This is a genomic window from Desulfovibrio gilichinskyi (assembly GCF_900177375.1).
In the GTDB taxonomy this organism is placed as follows: domain Bacteria; phylum Desulfobacterota; class Desulfovibrionia; order Desulfovibrionales; family Desulfovibrionaceae; genus Maridesulfovibrio; species Maridesulfovibrio gilichinskyi.
Genome location: NZ_FWZU01000003.1, coordinates 381,370 through 406,466 on the forward strand (window position 1 = coordinate 381,370; position 25,097 = coordinate 406,466).

A 25,097-nucleotide genomic window follows, 5' to 3' on the forward strand; every position below is an offset into this window, starting at 1 on the left:
ATGCTTGAGAAGTTTCGTATAGCCAAACAAAGCGAAGTGGATATGCTACGTAATGCTGAATCGAAGGGGATTCTGCCCGATCCTTATGCCGGAGTTCGCCCTTCATTTGCCGACGCGATCAGGCGTGATGGTTCAGGTATGAAAGTTATTGCCGAATATAAACGGGCTTCACCTTCCAAAGGTGATATCAATCTCGGACTGACTGCTGCCGAGGTGGCAAATATGTATGCCGGAGGCGGAGCTTCTGCAATTTCAGTTTTAACAGAAGAGCAGTATTTTAAAGGTAATATCGCTTATTTAGACGAAATAAAATCTTGCGGACTGCCGATGCTTCGCAAAGATTTTCTGGTTGATCCGCTCCAGATTGTGCAGACCGCGTCAACTCCTGCTTCAGCACTATTAATTATAGTACGCATGTTTACTGACGACGGGCTGCTGAAGGAAATGATTGATAAAACTCATGAAGCCGGACTTGACGGCGTTGTTGAGGCTTTTGATATGGCTGACCTTATGCGGGCTAAAAAAGCCGGAGCGCGAGTAATTCAGATTAACAACCGCGACCTTGATACTCTGGGAATCGACATGAGCAGGTCGGTAGATTTTATCAAGGAACGTGATGACAGCGAAATCTGGATTTGTGCCAGCGGCATTAATGAACCGGATGATTGCGTAAAAATGGCAGAACTCGGTTATGACAGCGTGTTAGTCGGTACATCCATAATGTCGAGCCCAAGCCCGCAGGATAAACTGAGTTCGTTAGTCGCGGGAGCTAAGTGTGGAGCTTTGCGATGAATATGCTTATTAAAGTTTGCGGCATGACCAGAAAGGAAGATGTGGCAAGTTGCGAAGAGCTTGGCGCTGATTTTCTGGGGTTCATTTTTCATCCTTCCAGCCCGCGGTGTGTGGATGCGGAATTTGCCCGTTCTGTTGAGCTTTCCACAGCTGAAAAAGTTGGTGTGTTTGTAAAGCAGAGCGCAACTGAAGTGCTTGAAACTATGAAGAATGGAAAACTTAATTTCGCACAGCTTCACGGCGGACAGAATGAAGAGTTTTGTAAAGCTGTCGGCAGGGAGCGAGTGATAAAAGTGCTCTGGCCTCAGCGGTATGATTCGGTAAAGGAGTTTCAGGATGATATTGATCGGTATACACCTTTTTGCCGCTATATGCTTTTTGATGCCGGAAGTTCCGGCGGCGGGCATGGCAAACCGCTCGATTTTTCAGTTTTTTCAGAAGTTAAAATTCCGAACCCGTGGCTTTTAGCCGGGGGGCTTTCAGCAAAAAATCTGCTTGAAGCCATAAGCAGTGCAAAGCCTAGTGGTGTTGATTTGAATTCCGGTGTGGAAGTCAGCCCCGGCATTAAAGATATAAATAAATTGAGTGCAGCTTTTGTTTCAGTGCACTTAGCAAATAAGAGGAACCAGTCATGAAAAGAGGATACTTTGGAGATTTCGGCGGACAGTTTGTACCGGAGCTGCTTATGCCTCCGCTGCTTGAGCTTGAAGAGGACATGGGCAAAATTTTAAAGTCGGCTGAATTCCAACAGGAATTTACCAGTTTGCTTACAAACTTTGTCGGTCGTCCTACAGCTCTTACTCATTGTGCTAATCTTTCACGTGATCTCGGTTTCAACCTCTGGCTGAAACGTGAAGATCTAGCTCATACAGGTGCTCATAAAATCAACAACACAGTAGGGCAGGCGTTGTTGACAAAGATGATGGGTAAACCACGGATGATAGCTGAAACAGGAGCAGGTCAGCATGGGGTTGCAACCGCGACAGCCGCAGCACTTCTTGATCTTGAGTGTGAAATTTATATGGGCGCAGTTGACGTTAAACGTCAGTCTCACAATGTTCGCCGCATGGAGCTTTTCGGAGCGAAGTGCATTCCGGTTGAATCCGGCACACGAACTTTAAAAGACGCAATAAACGCAGCACTTCGCATGTGGATCGCAAATCAGCGCACTACTCATTATTGCTTCGGAACAGCTGCCGGACCGCATCCGTTCCCGCTTCTCGTAAGAGAATTCCAGTCTGTAATCGGTCGCGAAGCAAAACAGCAGTTTAAAGAGCGTACAGGTGAGATGCCGTACATGGTAGTTGCCTGCGTAGGCGGAGGCTCTAATGCAATCGGTATGTTCCATGAATTTGTGAATGAAAAATCCGTTAAAATTGTGGGAGTAGAAGCTGCCGGAACAGGTGAACCCGGATGTTTTAATTCCGCTCCGATTAACCTTGGAACTCCCGGCGTTCTGCATGGAGCGCACTCTCTGTTGTTGCAGTCAGAGGACGGACAGATACTTCCATCCCATTCCATTTCCGCCGGACTTGATTACCCTGGAGTAGGGCCTGAGCATGTTCATCTTCATGCATCCGGAAGAGTCCAGTATGGAATGGCTAACGACAGTCAGGCTATAAATGCTTTTAAGATGCTTTGCCATAATGAAGGTATTCTTCCTGCTCTTGAAAGTTCTCACGCTGTCGCATGGGCAATCGAGAACAAAGATTCTATTCCTAAAGGTGCAAACGTAATAGTTAACCTTTCCGGTCGCGGCGATAAAGATATGGATATTTTTGAAGATTACCTCAAGCAGCACGGAAAATAGCGGAGCAAATAAAATGAGTATTACAACACTTGCCGATAAAATAAATGAAGCTAATGCAAAGGGGCGCACAGCTCTTATTCCTTTTCTTCCCGGTGGATATCCTGACAAAGAAAAATTCTGGAAAGAAATTCTTGAACTGGATGCCAACGGCGCGGACATAATCGAAATAGGAATGCCTTTTTCCGATCCTGTTGCTGACGGTCCTGTTGTTGAAGCTGCTTCCCTTAAATGCCTTGATGCCGGAGTTAATCTGAAGTGGATTCTTGAAGGTTTGGCAAAGGTCCGCTCGCAGATAAATGCAGGAATCGTGCTCATGGGATATTACAACCCGGTACTTCAATACGGCCTTGAAAAGTTTGCAAAGGATGCCAACGCTGCGGGTGTAAACGGTTTGATTATTGCCGATTTGCCTTACGAAGAAGGTGTTGAATTCCGTGATTTACTTGTCAAAAACGAAGTAGCTCTAGTCCCGCTGGTAGGGCTTAACACATCCCCTGAACGTATGAAACTTTACGCAGATGGTGGGAACGGTTTCTGTTATTTTGTTTCGGTGCTTGGAACAACCGGTGATCGTGATTCATTGCCTGAAGAAATTAAGGTCGGCCTTAAGCACGCAAAAGAAATATTTAATATTCCTGTCGCTCTTGGGTTCGGGCTGAAACATCCGTCACAGCTAACGCAGCTTGAAGGGCTGGTTGACGCGGCAGTGTTCGGTTCTGCTCTTATACGTCATCTTGATGATGGGAAAAGTTGTGCTGAATTTATGAAGGTTTGGAAGTAGGAAAGATTGAAATAAGTCTGTAACTAACAGAGGGGGAACTTTTTTAGGAAAGTTTCCTCTCTGGACTCGTCTTCAAAAATTTTTATTTGGGGGAGTTTTTTAATTTTTGTTGGTAGGTTTTGTCTTTTTAATCATGTCAATTAGTTTTGGCATTTCAGTCATGGGATTTGTCAAAGGAACATGCGAAGTTATTCTGCTTGCGTAAGGTAAAAGGTGCCCAGTTGTATCTAAATTATTGCAGTTATTTATTGCTGATTCTAAATTAGCACAGAATATTTCTGCTTCTTGCCTATTTCTGGGCATTGGCTTTTCATAGATACTATATTTCTGTTTTAGAAAATTTTCTGCTTCTGTCGCATTCATGAATGACTTTGCTCTTTCAGCAAAATGCAAAATATACCAATATTCAATTGAGGGATAATTAAAGAATACAGCCCATTTTGTTTTTTTGTTTGAAAGTTTTTTGGCTGAATTTTGCAGTGTAATGAGACTGTTAATCTTGGTTTCTGATAATTGTGTATTTTCAAGATCTGTTAAAAAAAATACAGCGTCAAAACTCGTAGGACATATTTGAATATGTTTTTGCGCAGCTTCAATTGAATTTAGTTTTCTTGCATCTATTTTTATGGTGTTCGATTTAGATGAAACACAGCTGTTCAAAACATATTTCGCGTAGTTTATTTCCGTCTTTCCATCACAAATTAATAAAATATTTATATTTTGGCGGCGCTGATTTTTTGGTGTGATCTTTGGACGTGCCATTATAAGCCACCGTCCCAGTCGACCTCTGGAACTGCGCCGAATCGCCCATCAAGGTAATCTTTATAAAGTTTTTGTCCGCGATCATTTTTAGCGACTGACCCAACGCCCTTAAATTCAGACAGGCTGAAAAGCCTTGTTTCAAAGGTTTCTTTATCCTTTTCAGTAAAATAAATTTCGTCTGGGCGGAGTAGGGTTTTGTCCATGACGGTTACGTCGTGGGTTGCAAAAATTAATTGTGCGCCATTGGGGTTTGTTTCTTTATTCGTGAATAGTTGGATTATCTTTCGGACTAGGTAGGGGTGCAAGGCACTGTTAAATTCGTCAAGAATCAGCTGTGTTCCCATTTTAAGTGACATAATGATTGAACTTGATATATTGAAAATTGTTTGGGTTCCATTTGATTCCTCATTCTGCAAATCTAATGAGGTTTTATTACCGTGAATGTCTAGATGTATAAAATTTGTTGTTAACAGTGAATTGAACCATTTATCAGGAGAATTCAAAACATATTCCTCGATGGGAGTATTTTTCTTAGAATTATTCTTTTTTTTAAATGAAATGTCATGGATATTAATATCAGCAGATTTTAGAAGAGAAATGATTTGCTCTTTTTCAATGACTTTAGAGTTAACAACATTAGCTGTAATTAAACTAGGGAAGTTAGCAGTGTGAGATATTAGCAACCTGTTAAACCATGTAGTAATATCCTTAAATGTCGATATTTCACCTTTGTTATCTAAATATGCAAGAGCTGTTTGTTGGTTATTAATCTCCGCTTTCCACATATCTAGAAATTTTTTTTGTGGGTGGATTGAACGGTGAAGATCTATCTTGTTTTGTTTCCTGTTAATAAGGATTACTTCCCTTGCTCCTTTTGTGTTGGGAATTACAGTCAATTTTTCACGGATAATTTTTTCTGGAACAAGTTCAAGCCAATATTGATACATATGCCCATTTATAGCGGTGAATTTTGTCCTGAAACAAGTTGGCTTGTTGGTGTAGATCGGATTTAAGCGGAAGCGGTTGTCTTCAAATAAGTCATCTTTTTGTCTAAGGGCAGAAGTTTGAATAATTTCTTTCAAGGAAGACAATGCCTTCAAAATATTACTCTTCCCAGAAGCATTAGCTCCCAAAATTGCAACACAAGGCAAAGCTTCCGGCTCACGTTTAATACCTGTCTGCAAGATGTTATAGTTATCATCTTTTTTGCTCTTAATAGCCGGCTGCATATATAAAGTCTGCTCTTCTCCGATAGAACGAAAATTAGCGACACTGAATTCTAATAACATGTGAACACTCTCTCAGAGTTTGTTTTGATAATTATTTAATGTTCAAGATGTATATGAACATATGGAAATTTTCCAGAAAATGGAAGGAAAAGTTCTAATGAAGTAAAAAATGTCGTGTTTGGATGAATTTTATGAAGATGTAATTAAATTTAGCTTAGGGAAGTTTGCGCCAGTTTAAGTGCTAGGAACATTGCTTTAAAGTGTCAGTCATTACTTTCCCTGTTTAAAAGCAATCTTCCAGTTTTTAACCTTATCATTGATCACGCCTGACTGCCTAAGAGCTCGTTCAATGGTTCCGTTTTTTCTTAGAATTTCAAGCCCTTTTTCCAGAGCTTCGTAAACTCTTTTCCCTTGCGGGTTTATTTTAGAAACCATGAAATGTCTGCTGTAGGGTAATACTATTTTAGCGTTTGGTATGGGGTACAAGTCACCGGTTTTATCTTGTAGCGTCAGGTCATTGGTTCTCGGGAATTCTAAAATAGTAAAATCTGCCCGGTTTCTGTTGATCATTTTAAATAGCAGATCATATTTCGGCGCAGTTTGCATGTCTTTGAATCCGAAACTTTTTAATAAAGCTATATCTATAGTCCATGTGTGTTCCACCAAAGGAATTTTGTTTTTAAGATCATCTTCTACATTTGTGGATGTTAAGAGTGGCGAACCTTTTTTTACGTAAATCCCTTTTTGAAATTCTCCCCGACGTATAATCGGAGATGTTTTGTATACAGAGTCATCAAAATCCTGCTCCCACATGTCTGAGGAATAAACTATAGCATGGCCTTTTTTTACTTCTGCCAGACTTCGTCCCGGATTAGGGCAGGAAATATATACAAAATCAGCGTCTATGCCGCCTAAATGCAGAGCCTGGCGTAAGAGAAGAAGGGATATAGCCGGGCGGGAAGAGTACGGTGAACTGTAATCAGAAATAGAAAGGGGATCTCCACCTCTGTATTCTATCAGTTTTTGATAATTATATTCAGTGCTTGTATTCCCAGCAATGGAAATACGTTCCTTTGCTATTGTTTGCATCGGGAATAGTAATATGGTCAGGCAAAGGAGGAAATAATATATTTTCACATCATTACGGAGTTATAGTTATAAAAAGTGAACGCTTACCATTACAATATTGTTAGAGTAAAAGTAAAGCCTTAGGCTTTTGTCGTCGGCAGGGTTACTTTGATTGTGAATCCATGTTCAGAATTCTCTGCCTGAATGTGCCCTTGGTGCATGTTGGTAATTTTCAAGGCGGCAGCAAGACCTAAACCGTATCCCGGGGTGTCGTGACCTTTTAATCTGTGGAACGGGTTGAATATTTCTTCAAGTTCTTCTTCCGGAACCGGTTCATGCGTATTGGTTATTTCTATTATTGCTTTATTTAAGCGGTTATTCTTATTTTCAACGCATAGATTTATTCTGATAATTCCATTTTTTTCAGTATATTTAAACGCGTTTCCAATAATATTATCAAGTATTATCTTGATAGAGTTTTGGTTGCAGTCATTTATGCTAACGCTTTCAAGGTGGCTGATTATTTCAAATTTTTTATGATCGGCGGTCGGCTGGTATTGGCGTAGCAGATCCTGTATCAGTAAACTCAGGTCAACAGATTCATCCATCGGCGGAGCTGTGTGCATATCCAGTTTTGAAAATTCTATGATTTTACCGATAAGTGTGTCCATATGGATGATTTCTGACTGCATTCCGCTGATGAGCACTTCGCATTGATCTGCTTTGTCGTCATTTATCCTTTCTCTTAGCATTTCCAATGAAATTCCCATCCGTGCAAGCGGGCTTCTCATTTCATGAGATACGTTGGCAGTAAGTTCTCTGTTACTTTTAATTGTTTTTTCAAGGCTTTCAGCCATGTGATTGAAAGTTTTGGCAAGATCTGCAACTTCATCTTTACCACGAACTTTTACTCGCTGCGTTAAATCTCCTTGTCCAAGTTTAGCCGCGGATATAGTAAGTTTTTTTATAGGTCCGATTATGCGCAGGGCCAGCGGAAAAAGGAAAATTGCTGCCAGTATTGTGATAAAAAGTTGCCCGCGCAGAAACCATGTTTCTTCTTCGAATTGTCTCCAAGGATGAAATAAATGGTAAGTAAAAGGGTATCCTTCAGGAATGTCGGAAGTGTAAGTTCCATAGACGGATTTTGTGTCTTTACGGCGTTCTTTATATATGTATACGCCTGCCGGAGTCTTTGCAGGTTCGCCGGCCAAGTGTTGGGTCAGGTTAGGGATTTCTTCTTTTGATGATGCAACAATTTCTGAATATGGTCCGGTAATCCAAATATCAGCTTTGAAAGATTTGCTGAGGGTTTTAAGTATTGGAGTCAGAATTATTCTTTCCTGCTCAGGTGAAAGACTCTTTGTCGAAATTTCCATTTCTGTGAGGTCTTTTATGGCCATTAATTGGCTTTCAGTTCTCCTTACGTGGGGACTGTCAGCCCATCTGGTGTGGAGTATCCATATGACAGTAAACTCAGAAATCATGAGCACCAGCAGAAAAGCTAGAAATATTTTAAGATAAAGCCTGCTTATTTTCATTTTTCACCAACGAACATATATCCGGTTCCCCATACTGTTCTTATGCGTGATTCATGTTCCGGGTATGGTTTAAGCAATGCTCTAAGTTTGCTGATATGAACATCAATGCTGCGGTCAAAGGCATTAAAATCTTTTCCCCAGACTAAAGTCATCAGATCATCACGGGTAAGCGGAGTTCCGTGGTTACTCATCAAGGCCTGCAACAGTTTAAATTCTGTTGAAGACAGTTCCAGCTGTTCCTCTCCGATTTCAAGTCTTTGATGGGCTATGCTCAGGGTTAGTCCGGCTACTTTTATAACTCCTGAGTTGTTTTTAGTATCGCCGTTTCGTTCTGAATCTCTTGCACGGCGAAGTACCGCTTTGATACGGGCTAACAGTTCACGGGGATTGAATGGTTTGGGTATGTAATCATCAGCACCAAGTTCAAGACCTACAATACGGTCAGTATCTTCACCTTTTGCTGTAAGCATAATTACCGGGACATTTGAATGCGGGCGCAGCTCTCGCAATACTTCAAGTCCGTCTTTACCGGGCATCATAATATCCAGAATTACGAGTGACGGTGATTCTCTTTTGACCGTTTCAACTGTTTTTTCGCCCGATGGAAGAGTTAAAATTTTAAAGCCGTATCCATCAAGATATTGGGTGAGCAAGTCTCTAAGTTTAGAGTCATCATCGATAATTAGTATGGACAGTTGTTTTACCATATTACGGGAGTACCCTTACAGCTCATTCCATGGAAGGGCGAAACTGTTCTTTTTACAATTATTAACAATTTTTATCATCACGGTAATACTCTTTTATCACTCTTGATATATTAGAATGAAAAATGGAATGCAACGGAGATTTAAATTTATGCCTTCATATCAGTATAAAATGTTTATATACAGCTTGATTGCTGTTTTCGGATTATCTGCATGCTCACCTTTCAGGCCGGACTCACGAGAAGGCGTGACAATGGGTTTACCACTTGCTTATACGCTTTACTCCGCTGAACCTCAGAATCTCGGCAAGTGGTGGGAAAGTCTCGGCAATGCGGAACTTAACAGCTTGGTGGAAGAAGCTCTCACAGATGATTTTAATGTCCGGATAGCATGGGCGAAACTTCGTCAGCTACGGGCTACGGCTATAAAAGAAGGGGCCGCAAAATATCCCACTCTTGACGGTTCTGCCGGGTATACCGGAACGAAGACCGGTTCAGACGGGACTGAAGGTACAAAAGGCTCCACCTCTACAGATACTCATAAGCTCGGGCTCGCAGCGGCATACGAAATAGATGTATGGGGAAAAATTGAAGCGAACGCCAAGTCCGGTGATCTTGATTATCTGGCTTCCCGCGAAGCCGTTAATACTGCGGCAATGAGCGTTGCCGCGGAAGTTGTATCCCGCTGGCTGGAAATTCAGACGCAACGTCATAAAAAAGCGATTCTTTATAATCAGCTTGAAACTAACAAAGTTTATTTGGAACTTATTGAACTAAGATTTAGAAACTCTTTGGCAACCGCCTTGGATGTTTATCAGCAACGTGAGACCGTTGCCCGTGTTAAAGCTCTAATTCCGCCGGTTGAATCAAAGGAAAGACTTTTACTTAATGAGTTGGCTCTTCTTCTGGGTCGCCCTGCCGGAACAGTTGACGTTGCAACTGCTGATTATCCGGTTCTTACTCCTATACCCGGTGTCGGTTTACCTTTTGATCTGCTTGCCAACAGACCTGATATCCGCGCGGCAGGACTTGCTCTGAAATCTTCTGACTGGGCTGTTGCTGCTGCAAGGGCTGACAGGCTTCCGAATTTTAATATTTCAGGAAATGCGGCCCTGACCAGTGTTCAGATTGCTAATATTTATAGCGGATGGTTGATCGGACTTGCCGCTTCCATTGCCGGACCAATTTTTGATGGCGGGTTAAGATCTGCTGAAGTTGATAGAACCAGAGCTGTGGTCGAAGAAAAACTTCTTAACTATAAGAGCACTGTTTATACCGCTTACAAAGAAGTTCAGGATGCTTTGATTCAAGAGACATGGCAGCAGAAATATATTGCAGCTCGTAAGAATCAGCTCGAGGCGGCAAAAACAAATCTGGATGAAGCCGGTTCGCGTTATCTGCAGGGGCTTGAAGATTATCTACCCGTACTTACAGCTCTTGTAAGTGTGCAAAATCTTGAAATAAATATTGTCGGAGATGAGGCAGATCTTTTATTGTACAGAGTTAAGCTTTATCGCGCTCTCGGTGGAAGTTGGACAGATTCGCTTACTTCAGCGGATGAACTTCCGGCAGACGAAGAGAGCAAATCTGCTAACCGCATTAATTCTGACGTATCCGGCAAAACTGTTACAGATATAAAACCAGTTTCTACGAAATAAGGAAATTTAGATATGACCAAGCAAATTATGTATTATGTCAAGAACATAGGTCTCAAAGGAATTGTACCTATTCTCATAATTGTCATTGCCGTATTCGGAGCGCGTCTTTTGATTTCTACTAAACCTGTTGCAACAAAAAAGCCTCCTGTCGTTTCTGCTCCGTTGGTGAATGTGATGGTTGTAAAAGCGAAAGATTACAACATTTGGACCCCGGTTATGGGAACAGTTCAGGCAGCTTGTAAAATAAGCCTTGAACCCCAAGTTGCCGGTAAGGTTATTTCCGTAAGCGATAAATTTATTCCCGGTGGATATTTTGAAAAAGGGCAGGAAATACTACGGATTGATCCGCTTGATTACGAGCTTGAAGTTAAACAGCAGGAAGCCAGTGTTGTTGATGCTGACTATAACTTAAAGGTTGAGCAGGGACACCAGAAAGTGGCAGGCAGAGAGTGGAAGCTTTTAAAAAAATCTTCAGGCGGAACAGCGCAGGAAGCTACTCTGGCTCTTAGAAAACCACATCTGGAGAAGGCTGAAGCTGATTACTCCTCAGCCAAGGCAAAACTGCAGCAGGCTCGTGTTAATCTTTCTCGTACAATTGTAAGAGCTCCATTTTCCGCAATGATTGAAAGTAAAGTTGCAGACCTTGGTGCCAACCTCGGCGAACAGGAAGAAATTGCTACTTTGGTTGGAACTGAGGAGTTCTGGGTGATGGTTTCTGTTCCGGTTGACAGGTTGGACAGGCTGGTTTTTCCTAATGCCGCTAACGGCTTTAAGGGGTCTGTAGCCCGTGTAATTTCCGGCAGTGGAGAAAGTTCATTTGAAAGAGAAGGGCATCTGCTTCGACTCTTACCTTCTCTAGAATCACAGGGACGAATGGCTCGCGTCATTGTCACCGTTGAAGATCCTTTGAATCTTAAAGGTAAAGAAGGTGTCCAGCCATTGCTGCTTGGCAGCTATATAAATGTTTCCATCGACAGTGGGCACCTTAATAATGTTTTTGCCATTCCCCGTACAGCGTATCGTGACGATAATACCCTGTGGATAATGAGCAGCTCCGGGACTCTTGAAATTAGGAAAGTTGATGCTGTCTGGCGCGATAAGAATTTTATTTATCTTGGAGCAGGTCTCACTGACGGTGAAAAATTAGTCACAACTGATATTTCAACTCCTTTGAAAGGAATGAATCTGCGTGAAAATGTTTCTGTTAAAGGGAAGGAATAACAGCAATGGCTGATAATAGTAAAATAAATACCGGAGCCATCGGATGGATGGCAGGAAACTCTGTTGCCGCAAACTTGGTAATGATTGTTTTGCTTGTCGGCGGTCTTTTGATGGGGCTCCACATAAAGCAGGAGGTCTTTCCTGAATTTTCTGAAGACACCGTAACTGTTTCCGTTTCTTATAATGGAGCAAGCCCGGAGGAAGTCGAGCAAGGCATCATTTTAGCTATAGAAGAGGCCGTTTCAGGGCTAGACGGGGTTAAAGAAGTTACCAGCTCCGCATCTGAAGGAAGAGCCTCTGTTGTTATAGAAGCTGTTGAAGGGTACAATCTTCAACAGTTAACCCAAGATATAAAAAGTGAAGTTGACCGCATTTCCTCTTTTCCGAAAGAAGCTGAAGAGCCGGAGGTAAAGGAAGTTACTCATAAACGTCAGGTACTGTCGCTGATGGTTTACGGTAATGACAATATTTTAACTTTGCGCAAACTTGCAGAGGAATTACGACAAGAGCTTATCAACAATCCCGGTATTACTCAGGTTGATCTTTCCGAAGTAAGCGACCTTCAGGTTACAATAGAAATTCCTCAGGATAAACTGCGTGAATATAATCTGACTCTTACAGATGTTGCTAAAACTCTTAATGATGCCTCTGTTGAATTACCCGGAGGAGGTATTAAAACTGCATCAGGCGAAATTCTTGTAAGATTTAAAGAGCGTAAGGATTATGCCCGTGAATTTGCACGTATACCGGTTGTAGTTGGAAATGATGGAACACAGGTCCGGCTGGAAGATATTGCAGATGTAAAAGAAGATTTTCAGAATGAAGACAACATTACCTCATACAACGGATTGCCTGCCGTTCGTCTAAATGTTTTCAGGGTAGGCAAGCAAACTCCTATAACTGTTTCAGATGCCGTTCATGCAACTCTTGAAAGATTTAATCGCAGCCTGCCTGCCGGTGTGCATGTTGATGTGCGCTCTGATTCATCTGATGTTTTCAAGCAACGTATGAATCTGCTTCTTAAAAATGGTTTCATGGGATTGATTCTTGTATTCGTTGTGCTGGCTTTGTTTTTAGATCCAAGGCTCGCCTTCTGGGTTTCCATGGGAATCCCTATTTCGTTTCTAGGCTCAATGCTGATTCTCGGTCCTGCAGATGCAAGTATCAATATGATATCTATGTTTGCCTTTATTATCTCTCTCGGTATTGTTGTTGATGATGCCATTGTTGTCGGTGAAAATGTTTATACCATGCGACAAGATGGAATGTCATGGCGGCAGGCAGCTTTTGAAGGGGCAAAAGGTATTGCTATGCCTGTAACGTTCAGTGTTCTCACCAACATCGTTGCGTTCATGCCGTTGTTTTTTATTCCCGGAATTATGGGGAAAATTTTTAAAATTATTCCGCTGGTAGTATGCAGCGTTTTTGCTATTTCGTTAATTGAAAGTCTTTTTGTCCTGCCTGCTCATCTTGCACATGGCGGCGAGAGAAAACCTGGCAAAATAATGTCTTTTGTAATGGAAAAACAGAAGATAATTTCCAACGGACTTTTGGTATTTATTGAAAAAGTATACCGCCCGTTTCTTGATAGAGCTGTCGCATGGAAATATTTGACTTTTGCTCTTGGTTTGGCCTGTCTTTTGATTTCCTTTGCATATGTCAAAAGCGGCAGACTGGGTTTTACCATGTTCCCTAAAATTGAATCTGACTCTGCCTACTTAACTGTTGATTTGCCTTATGGAACAGCAAAAGAAATAACAATGAAAGTGCGGGAAAGAGTTATTAAGGCCGCTGAAGTTGTTAAAGATGAGAACGGCGGGGACAAGCTCGTTCGCGGTATTTATGCCAAAATAGGTGGCACAGGCAGAAGCGGGACAGGTGGAAGTCATGTGCTTAAAGTTCAGGTCTTTCTGGCAGATGCAGATACCCGTCCGATCCCGACGGATCTATTTGTAAAAAAATGGCGCAAACAACTGGGACCGATTGTCGGGGCGGAATCCGTATTATTTGAATCTGACCGCGGAGGCCCGGGGTCTGGCGGATCTCTTGAAATTGAACTCAGCCACACTGATATAAATGTTCTGGATAGAGCTGCTGAGAGCCTTGCAGAAGCGTTAAGCCATTATCCCAAAGTAAAAGATATTGATGATGGTTATTCACCGGGGAAAAGACAGCTTGATTTTGAGCTGCTTCCAGCAGGGAGAAGTCTTGGACTGACCTCTCAAAGCGTTGCCTCTCAGGTTCGTGCCTCTTATTACGGGGCTGAAGTTCTGCGGCAGCAGCGCGGAAGAGACGAAGTAAAGGTTATGGTACGTTTCCCTAGAGCAGAAAGGGTTTCGGAATATAGTCTTGAAGAGATGTTGATCAGAACTCCGAGCGGAGCAGATGTTCCGCTGCGTGAAGTCGTGAGAATTAAAGACGGACGAGCATATACTTCGATCAATCGCAGAGATGGACGAAGGGTTATCTCTGTAACTGCGGATGTAAATCCTCGCAAGGAAACTTCGCAGGTTATAGCTTCTGTAGTAAAAGATGTTCTTCCGCAACTGAAGGCAGATTATCCTGGACTGGATTTTTCGTTTGAAGGAAAACAGGCTGATATGCAGGAAAGTACGGACAGTCTGTTTACAGGACTGTTCATGGCTGTGCTTGGTATTTATGCTTTGCTGGCAATTCCTTTCAGGAGTTACTTTCAGCCGCTTATTATTATGATATGTATTCCGTTCGGCATTGTCGGGGCTGTTATCGGGCATATTTTGCTGGGTTACAGTCTCAGCCTCACGAGTCTTTTCGGGATAGTTGCCTTGAGCGGGGTCGTAGTTAACGATTCACTTGTCTTTATCGACTATACCAATGAGATGCGTAAAAAAGGACATTGTGCTTATGATGCTGTTCTTGAGGCCGGAACGGCCCGCTTCCGGCCGATCATGCTGACGACTTTAACCACATTCGGCGGACTTGCCCCGATGATTCTTGAAACATCAAGGCAGGCACGGTTTCTCATTCCAATGGCGATATCATTAGGTTTCGGAATAATTTTCGCCACAGCCATTACTCTGGTCTTGGTCCCGTCAGTTTATATGATATTTGAAGATATCCGGCGTGTATTAAGAAATCTTTTCGGACTTGCTCCGCACGGCGAAAATATGGACATTATCGAAAATATTCCGGTAACGCATTGTGAACATAAGCCGGATTAATTCAGCTCAGTTAACTAAACGTCCCGCTCAAAATTATTTGAGCGGGACGTTTTTTTGATGCGGGTGAGTGATGTATTAGTATAGCCAGGATAAAAAAATGTTAGCTAATCCTAGACCGTGGAATTTTAAGCAATAATACTGTAAGCTCCCCTCATGTCACAACGCCCTATACTTGTACTTCAGATGCAGCGGATGGGAGATTTAATTCTTTCTTTTCCTCTTTTTCTGTGGCTTGAACGAACTTACCCCGGCCATCCCATATGGGTTGTGGCGGAGGAGAAGTTCTTCCGTCCTCTCATGTCTATAAGTCCTAAGGTTACTTATTTTCCCTGGGCTGGATTAAAGTTCCTTCGTAAGGAAAAGTACGAGCTGATCATAAATCTGAGTATTCGTGAGCAGGCCGCCGCTCTTGCCGGGGAACTTAGGGCGGAGGCGAAGTTCGGGCCTGTTCTCGGCTTGGACGGCTCTTTTCGTATTCTCGGTGACTGGCAGCTTTACCGCGCAAGCGTGGTGCAGAATAATAGGCATAATAGATTTCACTGGGCAGACCTCAATGCGCTTGACTGCATTCCGTTAAGCCGGATTTCGAAAACTTCATGGCCTGACCCGCGAACTCTGCAAAGTGACAGCGGACGCATAGGGTTGTTTCTTGGAGCAAGTGAGGAATCTAAGCGGCCAAGTGTAGAGTTCTGGGCTAAGCTTTGTTCTGAAATACTTGGGCGGGGGTTGAAACCAGTCCTTTTCGGCGGTCCGCTCGATAAAGGGCTTGGAACAGATGTCGCACGCACCTTCGGCGGTCCTGTGCTTGATATGACGGGTAAGCTTAACCTCGGTGAACTTGCTGCGGTGGGGCAGTCTCTACAGCTTTTTATTACGCCTGATACAGGTCCGATGCATCTTGCCGCTTGGTCCGGGTTAAAAGTACTTAATCTTTCCATGGGGAATGTTAACCCTTGTGAAACAGGTCCGTATCAGAATAATCATTATGTGTTGCGGTCCACTATGAGTTGTGCTCTTGGATGCTGGACTTGCGTGCGGGATAGGCTGCATTGTCATGATCCTTTTAATCCTTCGCGTATAGCCTCGGTTGCAAAGAGTATGATTCGTAATGACAGGGCGGCTTTGTATAAGACAAAATTGCCGGGGTTGCGGCTTTACTCTTCATCCAGAAGCGGCGGCGGCTTGTATAATCTGCTTCATATAAGCGGGCGTACAACAGAGTCCGGAGAGACTCTCGGCCGTTTCTGGCAGGAATTTTTCGGCATGTCCTTCGGGCTGTGGGATTGTAGCGGCGCAGAAAAAATTTGGGCTGAGCTCTGTGACAACCAGCCTCTTCTTGTTCGTAAAATGTGCTCGTATTTACCTCTATTTGGTAAGGAGTTCAGCAAAGGACTTGCGAAAAGTGCTCCTCTTTCTGAAAATTTCTGGAATTCATGTCCTCTTCTCTTCCGTCAATTCGCCGGTTATATTCATCTTTTCCTGCAAAATAATGATTATGACCGTGCCTCATGGATTAAAGTTTTATCCCTCTATGAAAAACTGGCTGCCATAGTCAGTAAAAAGTAACTCTCCCTGAACTATTTTTCCTTATATGGAAGAAAATACCTGCTCTTTGTCGAAATGCTCATTTATAACATATTGAAATAATGTATTTTCAATTTTGGCACGCCTTATGAAAGAAGAAGCGCGAGGAGCTAGAAAATGAAAATACTTCCATATCTTGAACAAAGTACTCAGACGACAGGTATAACTACAGACAGAACCCCCTTGCTTGAGAATTCATATCGTTCTTCTATGTTCGATAATTTCTTATATTCAAGTGATGGAGCTGCGGAGAGTGTTTACCAGCCTGTACAGCAAGCTATAGCTGAAATTCGTTCTGCCCCTGAAGAAGTGGTCCGTCGTGAAGACGTCAGAAGCGCATCTGAAAATTTGGAATCAGCTGCACGTGATGTTTCGCTTGAATCAGTCAAAAAGGAACCGCAAGATTTGCAGGTAAGCCGTGAAGACTGGAATAAAATCAAGGACGAGCTGAAAAAATACGGTGTTGATAAGAAGGATATTGCTGATCTGGAAGAAAAGGTCATGAGTGAAGGCGGTATCACTTATGGTGTATTGGTTACCGAGCTTTCAAGTATGATGCAGTCTCAGAAAGGGGTAACACTGACTCCTGTTCAAAAGCAGAATATGGATTCGATTTTTGCAAAGCTCGGTTTTAATCCAGATGAATCCAAGAATATGCTTGCAGATATTTCTAAGGGAAAGATGGGGGATGTTCTGAAGAAGATGCAGGACAAGCTGACAGCTCTTTCCGATTCGCAAGATCTCCAGTTTTCGGAAGATGAAACAAAGACTTTAAGTTTGCTGTTCAAACTTTCCGACGAAAACAGCTCTAAGGTTGCTCAGTTTTTTACTAAGGAAGGGGCAACTGCCGGTGTTATCAAGCAGGGTTTCTCTCTTTTAAAGGATGCTCTTGTTGAACAAAGTGCAAAACAGGATGCAAAGGATCTTAATCTTGTTAAAACTGTAGCCTCTTCACTTCAGAAAGCTATGGATCAAGCTTCTGATCAAAGTCCTGATAACGTTAGAATGGCTTCTGCTAAAGTAATCAGCGATTCACTTGGAGTCGGGAAAGAAATCGGTGAAAAGACAGCATCCAATACAGCTGCATCTCAGGGGGAAGCAGGTGATTCTGCTATAACCAATAAGAATTCTGCCGACCACTCGACTGATAAAAATTCAGCCAACACTACACACAGCTCTGAAAATAAATCCAATAACGGGTTGAATAATCAGGCCAAGGGTGGTTTTGAAGGCAACCCTCAGAATAATCCACAGCATAATAATTCTGCTGCAAGTGATACTAAGTACACTAACAAGCATTGGCTTGAAAATATTCTTTCTGATTCTAAAGATGTTGGCACCTGGAATAACTTTTTCGGCAAGCTCACAGACAGTTCTATAACTAAAAGCGAATCTTCGATACTCGGCGATGCTTTAGGCGGTGGCGGAGTGCTCGGTACGCTTAAGAATGCTGCAAATGCTGCCCAGTCAGGCAAGGCCACAGGAATGTGGGAACAAACTGCCCGGTCTAATGTTCTTGAGCAGGTCCAGCAGGGGGCTTTTAAGAATTTGGGGCAGGGCACAAAACAGCTTACCCTTAAACTTAATCCTCTCGACCTCGGAACTGTTAACGTTATGATTCAGGTCCATAATAAGGACGTTAAGGCTGTTATCAGAGCAGATAATCCAGATACTGCCAGAATGATTGCAGACCAGCTTGAGTCCGTTAAGCATGCTCTGGAACAACAGGGACTTAAGGTCGATAAGCTTGAAGTGCAAACAGGGCTTGCTGACAGTCAGACACAATCTTCATGGAATGGCGCACAGGATCATAACACTGCTCATTATCAGGAGATGATGGCTGGAATGAAGAAACGTTGGCACGATTTACGAAGTGGCGGAACCTCTTTGGCCCAGGATGTGCAGAATATAGAGCATACGGCAACAATTTCCCAAAGCGGTCTACACGTAGTCGCTTAACGAAAAATAAGAGGTAAGAGTCATGGGATATGTAGGGTACAGTAACTTACTGGGCAGGGCTGAAGCCGATATGGCTGCAAGCAACGAAACGGAGCATAAAACTTCACTGGGTAACGATGATTTCTTAAAACTTCTCTTGACCCAGATGCAGAATCAAGACCCTGCAAATCCTATGGATGATAAAGAGTACATGGCTCAAATCGCACAATTTTCCAGCCTTGAGCAGCTTACAAAAGTAAATACTTCTTTAGAAAGTATGCTCACTAACAGTTCTCAGGAACAAATGGTTTCCGCGGTAAGCTTTATAGGTAAAGAAGTTAAGGCTGAAGGTTACAGCGTTAGCCGCTCCGAAGGCAAAATCAGTAAGATTTTTTACGGACTAGGTGAACCTGTCGCAAGCGCATTTATCAATATTTACGATGCCGACAAGAACCTTGTCAGAACAGAAAAGATCGGCTCAAAAGCCAAAGGCACCTACGAATTTGAGTGGGATGGGAAAGATTGGTCTGGCAAGGACGTTAAAGACGGTGTTTACAACATCGCAATGGCTGCTGAAGATGTCAACGGCAAGCCGGTAATGATTAAAACAGAAGTAAGTGGAGAAGTGACAGGAATTGTCTCAGAAAATGGTCAACAATTCCTGCACCTTAAGGACGGTCGTTTTATCAACTTTCTTAATATTAGTGAAGTTGTCAGTCCCACGGTTGTTGCGGACAGTTCTGGCAAAACTGATGATTCAGGCAAAACTGATGATTCAGCAAAAACTGGAAGTTAAAAGCAACCACGAGTCAACGGGACTTAAAGGAGGTTTCTCATGGGTTTATCAGCATCATTATTCTCAGGTATCACAGGATTGCAGGCACACGGCGACAAGATGTCTGTCCTCGGTAACAACATTGCAAACGTCAACACGGTCGGTTTTAAAAGTGCTAAGATGCATTTTGAAGACGCTATCAGTCAGGATATGTCCACTGCGACAGGTATTGCTCAGGTCGGTCGCGGTGTTCAGGTAGGGGCAATTTATGCCGACTTTGCACAGGGCTCATTTGAGACAACTTCTGAATCAACTGACCTTGCAATCGGTGGAAAGGGATTTTTCATAGTTAAACCGAAAGAAGAGGAAACTACTTATTACAGTAGAGCCGGTAACTTTCGTTTTGACAAAGACGGGTATCTGACAGATCCTCACGGTTACGTTCTACAAGGATGGCAGGTTCAGCATTCCACAGGTGGTATTGCTACAGGAAATTCAACGACCACCACTAACAAAGTTCGTACTGTGGGTGTTCCTACAGATATCAGATTAGAGAATTTCCAATCTGCGCCGCAGGCTACCAGCCGTGTCAATATGATCACTAACCTTGATTCCGGAGAGGAGAGCCATTCAGACAGTAAGAATAATCCTTATTTCTCACTCTTTGAATCGTGGAATGGGACAGCAACTCCGCCGCTCGGGGATTCGCTTTACGGCTATCAGTCAACTATTAAGGTTTATGATGCTAACGGCTCGTCTCATAATGTCACGGTCTATTATGATCAGGTTACGCTTAGTAATGCCGGTGGTAAGAAGGTTTGGGAATTTATTGTAACCAGCCAGCCGAATGAAGATGGACGAGTTTTAAGTAATTCCAATTTTTCTACAACTTCTGCCGCAGGTCTTTTGATGACCGGAACCATGACTTTTGACGCAGCCGGTGATATGACCGGAATCTCAGCTTTTACCCTTAAAAGCGGAGTAGGCGCAGGTGGCGTTAAGAATCTATCCAACTGGACTCTTGCGAATTTCTCGCAGGATGGTCTCCCTGTCCTGACAGCCAACTTTTTGTCAACTTCCAACGCCAGTTTTACTAATTCAGTACAGCCTACGACAATTGAAATGAATTTTGGGCTGACAAATCAGGATCTATCGGGAAGTGGTGTAACCAAGGGATGGAATACAGGCTCTGCTGCAATCACAAATGCTTCGCAGATAGGAACAGATATTACCGATATTACCCGTGTACCTAACTTTGGGAAAGTCGAGAAAAGTGCTCTGTCCTCAACTAGTTACAGTACCGGCTCAACCACCCTGTTTATGTCTCAGGATGGATACACAGCAGGATTCCTGCAGAGTGTATCAGTAAGTAGAGACGGTGTTCTGACAGGTAGGTATTCAAATGGACAGATACAGGAACTTTTTGTCTTGACTCTTGCTGACTTTAATAACCAGTGGGGGCTAAGGCGGGAAGGCGGTAACCTCTTCTCGCAAACCAGAGAATCAGGTGATGCCTTGACAGGTTTGCCTAATTCCGGTGGTAAGGGGTCGATTGCTTCAAACTCTCTGGAAGCTTCAAACGTTGACCTTGCCGTAGAGTTTGTAAATATGATTACCACTCAGCGTGGTTTCCAGGCAAACTCCAAGGTTATCACAACAACTGATACAATGATGGGTGAACTTATCCAGCTCAAACGTTAATAAAAACTGATGTACTTTGAGAATATGCTGAAAATATAAGAAAGCTCCTTTCTTACAACCTCCGTAGCCGGGATTGACTCCCCTGACTACACAGGTACCTGAAATCCTTGCTCCCGATCGTGCCGTATCGGGAGCAAGGATTTCTCTATTTTATGCCTGCCGAAATAATGACTGCTTCAATCTGATTTTACTTTACCTACCGTTTTATCACTTAAATGAAATTAACTCAGTGAAATGTTAAAAGATTTATAAATTAAGATGGTTGTATAGCGACAATGGTTTTATCAGAAGGGGAAAAAATTGACGTGTAACCTTTAGAGCCGTCGGTAAAAAATGACCGATATTGCTTAAGTTTTAAAGTCTAGACTTTATCTATCGTTATAAATGTTTATATTTGTTAATAAAAGTGTTTTTGGCATTATGGTTGCTGAAGGTAAGTTAACAAAACGGAATTTTGTGAACAACACGGAGGTTCAGATATGTCCTTAATCATCAATCACAACCTTATGGCCATGACCGCTCAACGCAATTTAGATACAGCGTACGGCAACTTAGGCGTCTCCACCCGGCGCTTGTCATCCGGCTTAAGAGTAGGAACCGCAGCAGACGATGCTGCCGGGTTAGCAATTCGCGAACTTATGCGTGCTGATGTTAAATCTTTGAATCAGGGTATGCGAAACGCCAATGACGCGATTTCCATGATTCAGACTGCAGACGGAGCATTACAGGTTATCGATGAAAAGCTCATCCGCATGAAAGAACTTGCAACCCAGGCCTCGACCGGTACTTATAACTCCGATCAGCGTCTGATTATCGACTCAGAATTTCAGGCAATGGCTTCGGAAATTACCCGAATCGCCAACGCTACAGACTTTAACGGAATCCATCTGTTAAACGGTAACCTTTCCGGAGCAGCCTCAGCCCATAATGGTAACGGGTTGCATTCAACCGGTCCTATGAAGGTTCACTTTGGAACAGGTAATGATAGTTCCGAAGACTATTACTACATTTCAGTCGGCACCGCTACAGCCTCGGCTCTCGGAGTACAAACAGCAATTTCAACTCAGGCTTTGGCACAGCAGGCTCTGGATAAGTTGAATCAGGCGATCATATCCAAAGATAAGATTCGTGCTAATCTCGGTGCTATGCAGAACAGGTTGGAAAACACTATTACCAACCTTTCCATTCAGGCTGAAAACATTCAGGCTTCAGAATCACGTATTTCTGACGTAGACGTTGCAAGCGAAATGACTGAATTCGTTCGTAACCAGATTCTCACTCAGTCAGCTGTGGCAATGTTGTCACAGGCCAACTCGCTACCGAAGATGGCAATGCAGCTCATTGGCGGATAACGCATGACATATTGGGTGACGATTAAGGACTGTGGAGGTGGCTGATCACCGCCTCCCGGTCCTTAACCTTTTGGGGCAGGTAGTAAAATAAAATTTTATAAAAAGAGTTGTCTTTATTCTGGAATGATCAATCTTCGTTTTTCTTAGAATTTAAATAAACAATTGCCGTTGCAGCAGCTATCTGTTCAGCTTTTTTCAGACTTGTCCCGTCAGCTTCAAATTTCTTGCCATTCGGCAGATTCAGTTCAACTTGAAATACTTTTTCATGCTCAGGCCCTTCAGTTCCTGAAAGTGTGTATGTAGGGCGTTCTTTAAAGAGAGCCTGTGTTATTTCCTGCAGTTTGCTTTTAAAATCTTTGGATGTTTCAACTTCGAAAGATTCAGGCCATTTATCTTTAAATATTCTCATAATGAAATCGTGGGCCTCTTGATATCCTCCGTCAATGAATACAGCCCCTATAACCGCTTCCATTGTATCTGCAAGCAGTGACGATCTCAGTCTGCCACCCTGAGACTCTTCCCCTTTGCCAAGTCTGGAAAAATTATTTAACCCTAATTCAAGAGCGATTGTTGAAAGACTTTTTTCCTTTACCAGTTTAGATCTGATTTTGGTTAACTGTCCTTCATGCGCATCATTAAATCTCTTGAAAAGTTCTTCGGTTACGCATAATTCAAGAACTGCGTCTCCGAGAAATTCGAGTCGCTCATTGTCTTCGCATGGTTCAAGCTGTTCATTTGCCCATGAACTGTGGGTTAATGCCGTTGTTAAATGCTTGACTTGCGAAAATCGATAGTGGATACATTGCTGTAGGGGTAAGTATTCTTCTTCCATAAAAAACCTGCTTAAATTTATAGTAAATTAATAATGCACTCTTATTCATCGCTAGAGGCTCTATTTGAGCCAGCGTCTATTGCTATTATCGGAGCAACCTCAGATCCGGCTGATCCTGGAAGTATCGTTGCGGCCAATCTTCTTAACTCAGGATATAAGGGCAAAATCTTTCCAGTCAATGCCGAAGGTGAAGAAGTTCTCGGAATAAAGGCTTTTTCTTCAATTTCTATGATTCCACGATTTACGGATCTGGCTGTTATCTGCCTGTCTCCGGCAGAGGTGCTGGGGGCGGTTGAAATGCTGGCTGAGCTTCCTGTCCGCGCCGCAATCGTAACCTCTTCCGGTTTCGGGGAGACTGGGCGCGAAGGGTACATGCTTGAGCAGCATCTTGCTAAAATGGCTAAAAATACCGGTATGATTATACTTGGACCTAATTGCCTCGGGCTCATGAATCCATCGCTGGCACTTAACGCCAGTCTTTCGGTAGATTATACTAAGAAGGGAAATATTGCATTTTTTTCTCAGTCCGGAGCTCTTTGCAATACTGCGCTGGATTGGGCCAACAGTGAAGGCGTCGGTTTTTCTAAATTTATCAGTCTGGGTAACAAAGCGGTGCTTAGCGAATCTACAATGCTAAGATATCTTGCTAATGATCCGGATACGAAAGTTATTGTCGGTTATTGTGAAACACTCGAGGACGGGCAGGATTTTTTAAGAGTTGCCTATGATACAACCTGTAAGAAACCTGTGATCTTACTTCGGGCCGGCGGTACATCGTCCGGTGCAAAAGCTGCGTCAGCTCATTCAGGGGCCTTAACCGGGGCAACTTGCGCATACAACGCCGCTTTCCGTCAGGCAGGAGTGCTGCAGGCGGTTGATATCGAGGATATGTTCAATCTGGCTCACGCTTTTTCCTGCCAGCCGCTTCCAAATGGACCAAGTGTCGCAATTGTTACTAATTCCGGCGGACCCGGAATAATTGCCGCTGATATGTGTGAAAAGGGAAGTCTTACGGTTTCATGTCCTTCAAATTCCACAATTGATGAAATGAAAAGTTTTCTAAAGCCTTATGCCTCGTTGTATAATCCTGTGGATATGATCGGCGATGCCACTGCCGAAACATATGCAAAGACGCTTAAAGCTGTAATTGAAGATGATGTCTTCGATTCTGTTTTGGTAATTCTTACACCTGTCGCAAAGGTTGCAGCAGAAGTGGAAAAAGTTGCCGAGGTGATTCTTGCTGCTGCGCAGAGTTCTCCTAAGCCGATTGTTGCTTGTTTTATGGGGGGGCATTCTGTCAGCGGAGCACGAGCTTTGCTTCGCGACGGTGGGATTCCATGTTATGATTTTCCTGAGGCGGCAGTCAGAAGCCTTGATGCGTTGACGCACTGCCACAGGTGGCAAAGTAAAGACTGGCCCATTGAGGTCTGTTTCAGACGGGATATTGCAAAGGCACAAAGCATTGTGGCTAATTCCAGAAGAATCGGACTTATGGAACTTGTTGAACTTGATGCACAGTATCTGGCCTCGGCTTATGAACTTCCGGTTCCGGAAACAGTTTTGGCCCGCACATCTAATCAGGCTGCTAAGGCCGCTAAGCGGATCGGTTATCCTGTTGTCCTTAAAATTGCTTCACCTCAGATATCCAGAAAAGATGAACTTGGACTGATTGCAACAAATCTCAATACTCCTCAAGAATTGCGACGGGCTTTTTTAGAGATAACTTCCCGCGCAGCCAGAAGATGTAAAGATGCGTATATTACAGGTTGCCTTGTTCAGGCTATGGGCCCCAAAGACTCACATGAAGTCGTCATTTCATTCAGACGGGATGCCCAGTTCGGCCCCTTGATCAGTTTTTCTCTTGGCGGTATTCACGCTGATATGCTTGGGGATGTTTCATCAAGGCTGGCACCGTTAGCCCTTAATGACGCGCAGGAAATGATCCGTGAAGTTAAGGCTTATCCTATTTTACGCGGAGCCAGAGCAGGGACTGCAATTGATTTAGGCTGCCTTGAAGATATCCTGCTTATGGTTTCTCAAATGGCGTCAGATCTGCCGGAAATTCAGGAAGCAGAATTCAGCCCTGTTATTGCGGGACCTGACGGGGCGGTTGTCGCCAATATGCGTATGACTATCGGTTAAAATTTCAAATA

Annotated in this window: 19 protein-coding genes; 13 read left to right on the plus strand and 6 right to left on the minus strand. The window is 43.2% G+C overall.

Annotation, left to right across the window (positions count from 1 at the left end):
* From B9N78_RS10190 to trpA, 4 genes are read left to right on the plus strand one after another with little or no spacing between them, the layout of a single operon-like run.
* Entirely contained in the window at positions 1–792 is a 792-nt protein-coding gene (locus B9N78_RS10190) for an indole-3-glycerol-phosphate synthase (protein WP_085101861.1), read from the plus strand.
* Positions 789–1,427: a phosphoribosylanthranilate isomerase gene (locus tag B9N78_RS10195; RefSeq protein WP_085101863.1), complete on the plus strand. Its 639-nt coding sequence runs from the start codon at positions 789–791 to the stop codon at positions 1,425–1,427. Before B9N78_RS10190 ends, B9N78_RS10195 begins: the two co-directional genes overlap by 4 nt.
* Complete coding sequence (gene trpB, locus B9N78_RS10200; protein WP_085101865.1) at positions 1,424–2,602, plus strand: tryptophan synthase subunit beta; 1,179 nt, start codon at positions 1,424–1,426, stop codon at positions 2,600–2,602. The genes B9N78_RS10195 and trpB overlap by 4 nt, the downstream gene beginning before the upstream one ends.
* Positions 2,603–2,615: 13 nt before the next feature.
* Positions 2,616–3,383, plus strand: coding sequence for a tryptophan synthase subunit alpha (gene trpA / locus B9N78_RS10205; protein ID WP_085101867.1), 768 nt, complete (start codon positions 2,616–2,618; stop codon positions 3,381–3,383).
* A gap of 99 nt (positions 3,384–3,482) precedes the next feature.
* On the opposite strand, the gene B9N78_RS10210 is transcribed toward trpA, so the two are convergent.
* The 5 genes from B9N78_RS10210 to B9N78_RS10230 all read right to left on the minus strand — a co-directional run bounded on the left by B9N78_RS10210 (position 3,483) and on the right by B9N78_RS10230 (position 8,687).
* A complete protein-coding gene (locus B9N78_RS10210; protein WP_085101869.1) occupies positions 3,483–4,145 on the minus strand; it encodes an RloB family protein in 663 nt (220 codons plus the stop codon).
* On the minus strand, positions 4,145–5,434 hold the full coding sequence (locus B9N78_RS10215) for an AAA family ATPase (protein ID WP_085101871.1): 1,290 nt from the start codon (positions 5,432–5,434) through the stop codon (positions 4,145–4,147). The genes B9N78_RS10210 and B9N78_RS10215 overlap by 1 nt, the downstream gene beginning before the upstream one ends.
* A gap of 210 nt (positions 5,435–5,644) precedes the next feature.
* Positions 5,645–6,463, minus strand: a complete 819-nt coding sequence (locus tag B9N78_RS10220; protein WP_085101873.1) for a type 2 periplasmic-binding domain-containing protein — start codon at positions 6,461–6,463, stop codon at positions 5,645–5,647.
* Positions 6,464–6,582: 119 nt separating this feature from the next.
* Entirely contained in the window at positions 6,583–7,980 is a 1,398-nt protein-coding gene (locus tag B9N78_RS10225) for a sensor histidine kinase (RefSeq protein WP_085101875.1), read from the minus strand.
* Positions 7,977–8,687 (minus strand): response regulator, encoded by a 711-nt coding sequence (locus tag B9N78_RS10230; RefSeq protein ID WP_085101877.1) that lies wholly within the window; start codon positions 8,685–8,687, stop codon positions 7,977–7,979. Before B9N78_RS10230 ends, B9N78_RS10225 begins: the two co-directional genes overlap by 4 nt.
* Before the next feature lie 148 nt (positions 8,688–8,835).
* On the opposite strand from B9N78_RS10230, the gene B9N78_RS10235 reads away from it, so the two are divergent.
* From B9N78_RS10235 to B9N78_RS10270, 8 genes are all read left to right on the plus strand, one after another.
* Positions 8,836–10,341 (plus strand): efflux transporter outer membrane subunit, encoded by a 1,506-nt coding sequence (locus B9N78_RS10235; RefSeq protein WP_085101879.1) that lies wholly within the window; start codon positions 8,836–8,838, stop codon positions 10,339–10,341.
* Between the two features lie 12 nt (positions 10,342–10,353).
* On the plus strand, positions 10,354–11,562 hold the full coding sequence (locus B9N78_RS10240; protein WP_085101881.1) for an efflux RND transporter periplasmic adaptor subunit: 1,209 nt from the start codon (positions 10,354–10,356) through the stop codon (positions 11,560–11,562).
* Between the two features lie 5 nt (positions 11,563–11,567).
* On the plus strand, positions 11,568–14,762 hold the full coding sequence (locus B9N78_RS10245; protein WP_085101883.1) for an efflux RND transporter permease subunit: 3,195 nt from the start codon (positions 11,568–11,570) through the stop codon (positions 14,760–14,762).
* Between the two features lie 192 nt (positions 14,763–14,954).
* Complete coding sequence (locus B9N78_RS10250) at positions 14,955–16,328, plus strand: glycosyltransferase family 9 protein (protein ID WP_245805520.1); 1,374 nt, start codon at positions 14,955–14,957, stop codon at positions 16,326–16,328.
* Positions 16,329–16,463: 135 nt separating this feature from the next.
* Positions 16,464–18,305 carry a flagellar hook-length control protein FliK gene (locus tag B9N78_RS10255; protein ID WP_085101887.1) on the plus strand — a complete coding sequence of 614 codons (1,842 nt, stop codon included), beginning with the start codon at positions 16,464–16,466 and terminating at the stop codon, positions 18,303–18,305.
* Between the two features lie 22 nt (positions 18,306–18,327).
* On the plus strand, positions 18,328–19,080 hold the full coding sequence (locus B9N78_RS10260; RefSeq protein ID WP_085101889.1) for a flagellar hook assembly protein FlgD: 753 nt from the start codon (positions 18,328–18,330) through the stop codon (positions 19,078–19,080).
* Between the two features lie 39 nt (positions 19,081–19,119).
* Positions 19,120–20,760, plus strand: coding sequence for a flagellar hook protein FlgE (locus tag B9N78_RS10265; protein ID WP_085101891.1), 1,641 nt, complete (start codon positions 19,120–19,122; stop codon positions 20,758–20,760).
* A gap of 479 nt (positions 20,761–21,239) precedes the next feature.
* On the plus strand, positions 21,240–22,112 hold the full coding sequence (locus B9N78_RS10270) for a flagellin N-terminal helical domain-containing protein (RefSeq protein WP_085101893.1): 873 nt from the start codon (positions 21,240–21,242) through the stop codon (positions 22,110–22,112).
* Positions 22,113–22,239: 127 nt separating this feature from the next.
* Here B9N78_RS10270 and rnc read toward each other — a convergent pair whose 3' ends face one another.
* Entirely contained in the window at positions 22,240–22,944 is a 705-nt protein-coding gene (gene rnc, locus B9N78_RS10275) for a ribonuclease III (protein ID WP_085101895.1), read from the minus strand.
* Between the two features lie 33 nt (positions 22,945–22,977).
* Between rnc and B9N78_RS10280 the strand changes: the two genes are divergently transcribed.
* Positions 22,978–25,086 carry an acetate--CoA ligase family protein gene (locus tag B9N78_RS10280; protein ID WP_085101897.1) on the plus strand — a complete coding sequence of 703 codons (2,109 nt, stop codon included), beginning with the start codon at positions 22,978–22,980 and terminating at the stop codon, positions 25,084–25,086.
* Positions 25,087–25,097: the final 11 nt, after the last annotated feature.

Coding starts and splice junctions, on each gene's coding strand:
- B9N78_RS10190 (WP_085101861.1), top strand. CDS start 1: ATGCTTGAGAAGTTTCGTATAGCCAAACAAAGCGAAGTGGATATGCTA.
- B9N78_RS10195 (WP_085101863.1), top strand. CDS start 789: ATGAATATGCTTATTAAAGTTTGCGGCATGACCAGAAAGGAAGATGTG.
- trpB (WP_085101865.1), top strand. CDS start 1,424: ATGAAAAGAGGATACTTTGGAGATTTCGGCGGACAGTTTGTACCGGAG.
- trpA (WP_085101867.1), top strand. CDS start 2,616: ATGAGTATTACAACACTTGCCGATAAAATAAATGAAGCTAATGCAAAG.
- B9N78_RS10210 (WP_085101869.1), bottom strand. CDS start 4,145: ATGGCACGTCCAAAGATCACACCAAAAAATCAGCGCCGCCAAAATATA.
- B9N78_RS10215 (WP_085101871.1), bottom strand. CDS start 5,434: ATGTTATTAGAATTCAGTGTCGCTAATTTTCGTTCTATCGGAGAAGAG.
- B9N78_RS10220 (WP_085101873.1), bottom strand. CDS start 6,463: ATGCAAACAATAGCAAAGGAACGTATTTCCATTGCTGGGAATACAAGC.
- B9N78_RS10225 (WP_085101875.1), bottom strand. CDS start 7,980: ATGAAAATAAGCAGGCTTTATCTTAAAATATTTCTAGCTTTTCTGCTG.
- B9N78_RS10230 (WP_085101877.1), bottom strand. CDS start 8,687: ATGGTAAAACAACTGTCCATACTAATTATCGATGATGACTCTAAACTT.
- B9N78_RS10235 (WP_085101879.1), top strand. CDS start 8,836: ATGCCTTCATATCAGTATAAAATGTTTATATACAGCTTGATTGCTGTT.
- B9N78_RS10240 (WP_085101881.1), top strand. CDS start 10,354: ATGACCAAGCAAATTATGTATTATGTCAAGAACATAGGTCTCAAAGGA.
- B9N78_RS10245 (WP_085101883.1), top strand. CDS start 11,568: ATGGCTGATAATAGTAAAATAAATACCGGAGCCATCGGATGGATGGCA.
- B9N78_RS10250 (WP_245805520.1), top strand. CDS start 14,955: ATGGGAGATTTAATTCTTTCTTTTCCTCTTTTTCTGTGGCTTGAACGA.
- B9N78_RS10255 (WP_085101887.1), top strand. CDS start 16,464: ATGAAAATACTTCCATATCTTGAACAAAGTACTCAGACGACAGGTATA.
- B9N78_RS10260 (WP_085101889.1), top strand. CDS start 18,328: ATGGGATATGTAGGGTACAGTAACTTACTGGGCAGGGCTGAAGCCGAT.
- B9N78_RS10265 (WP_085101891.1), top strand. CDS start 19,120: ATGGGTTTATCAGCATCATTATTCTCAGGTATCACAGGATTGCAGGCA.
- B9N78_RS10270 (WP_085101893.1), top strand. CDS start 21,240: ATGTCCTTAATCATCAATCACAACCTTATGGCCATGACCGCTCAACGC.
- rnc (WP_085101895.1), bottom strand. CDS start 22,944: ATGGAAGAAGAATACTTACCCCTACAGCAATGTATCCACTATCGATTT.
- B9N78_RS10280 (WP_085101897.1), top strand. CDS start 22,978: ATGCACTCTTATTCATCGCTAGAGGCTCTATTTGAGCCAGCGTCTATT.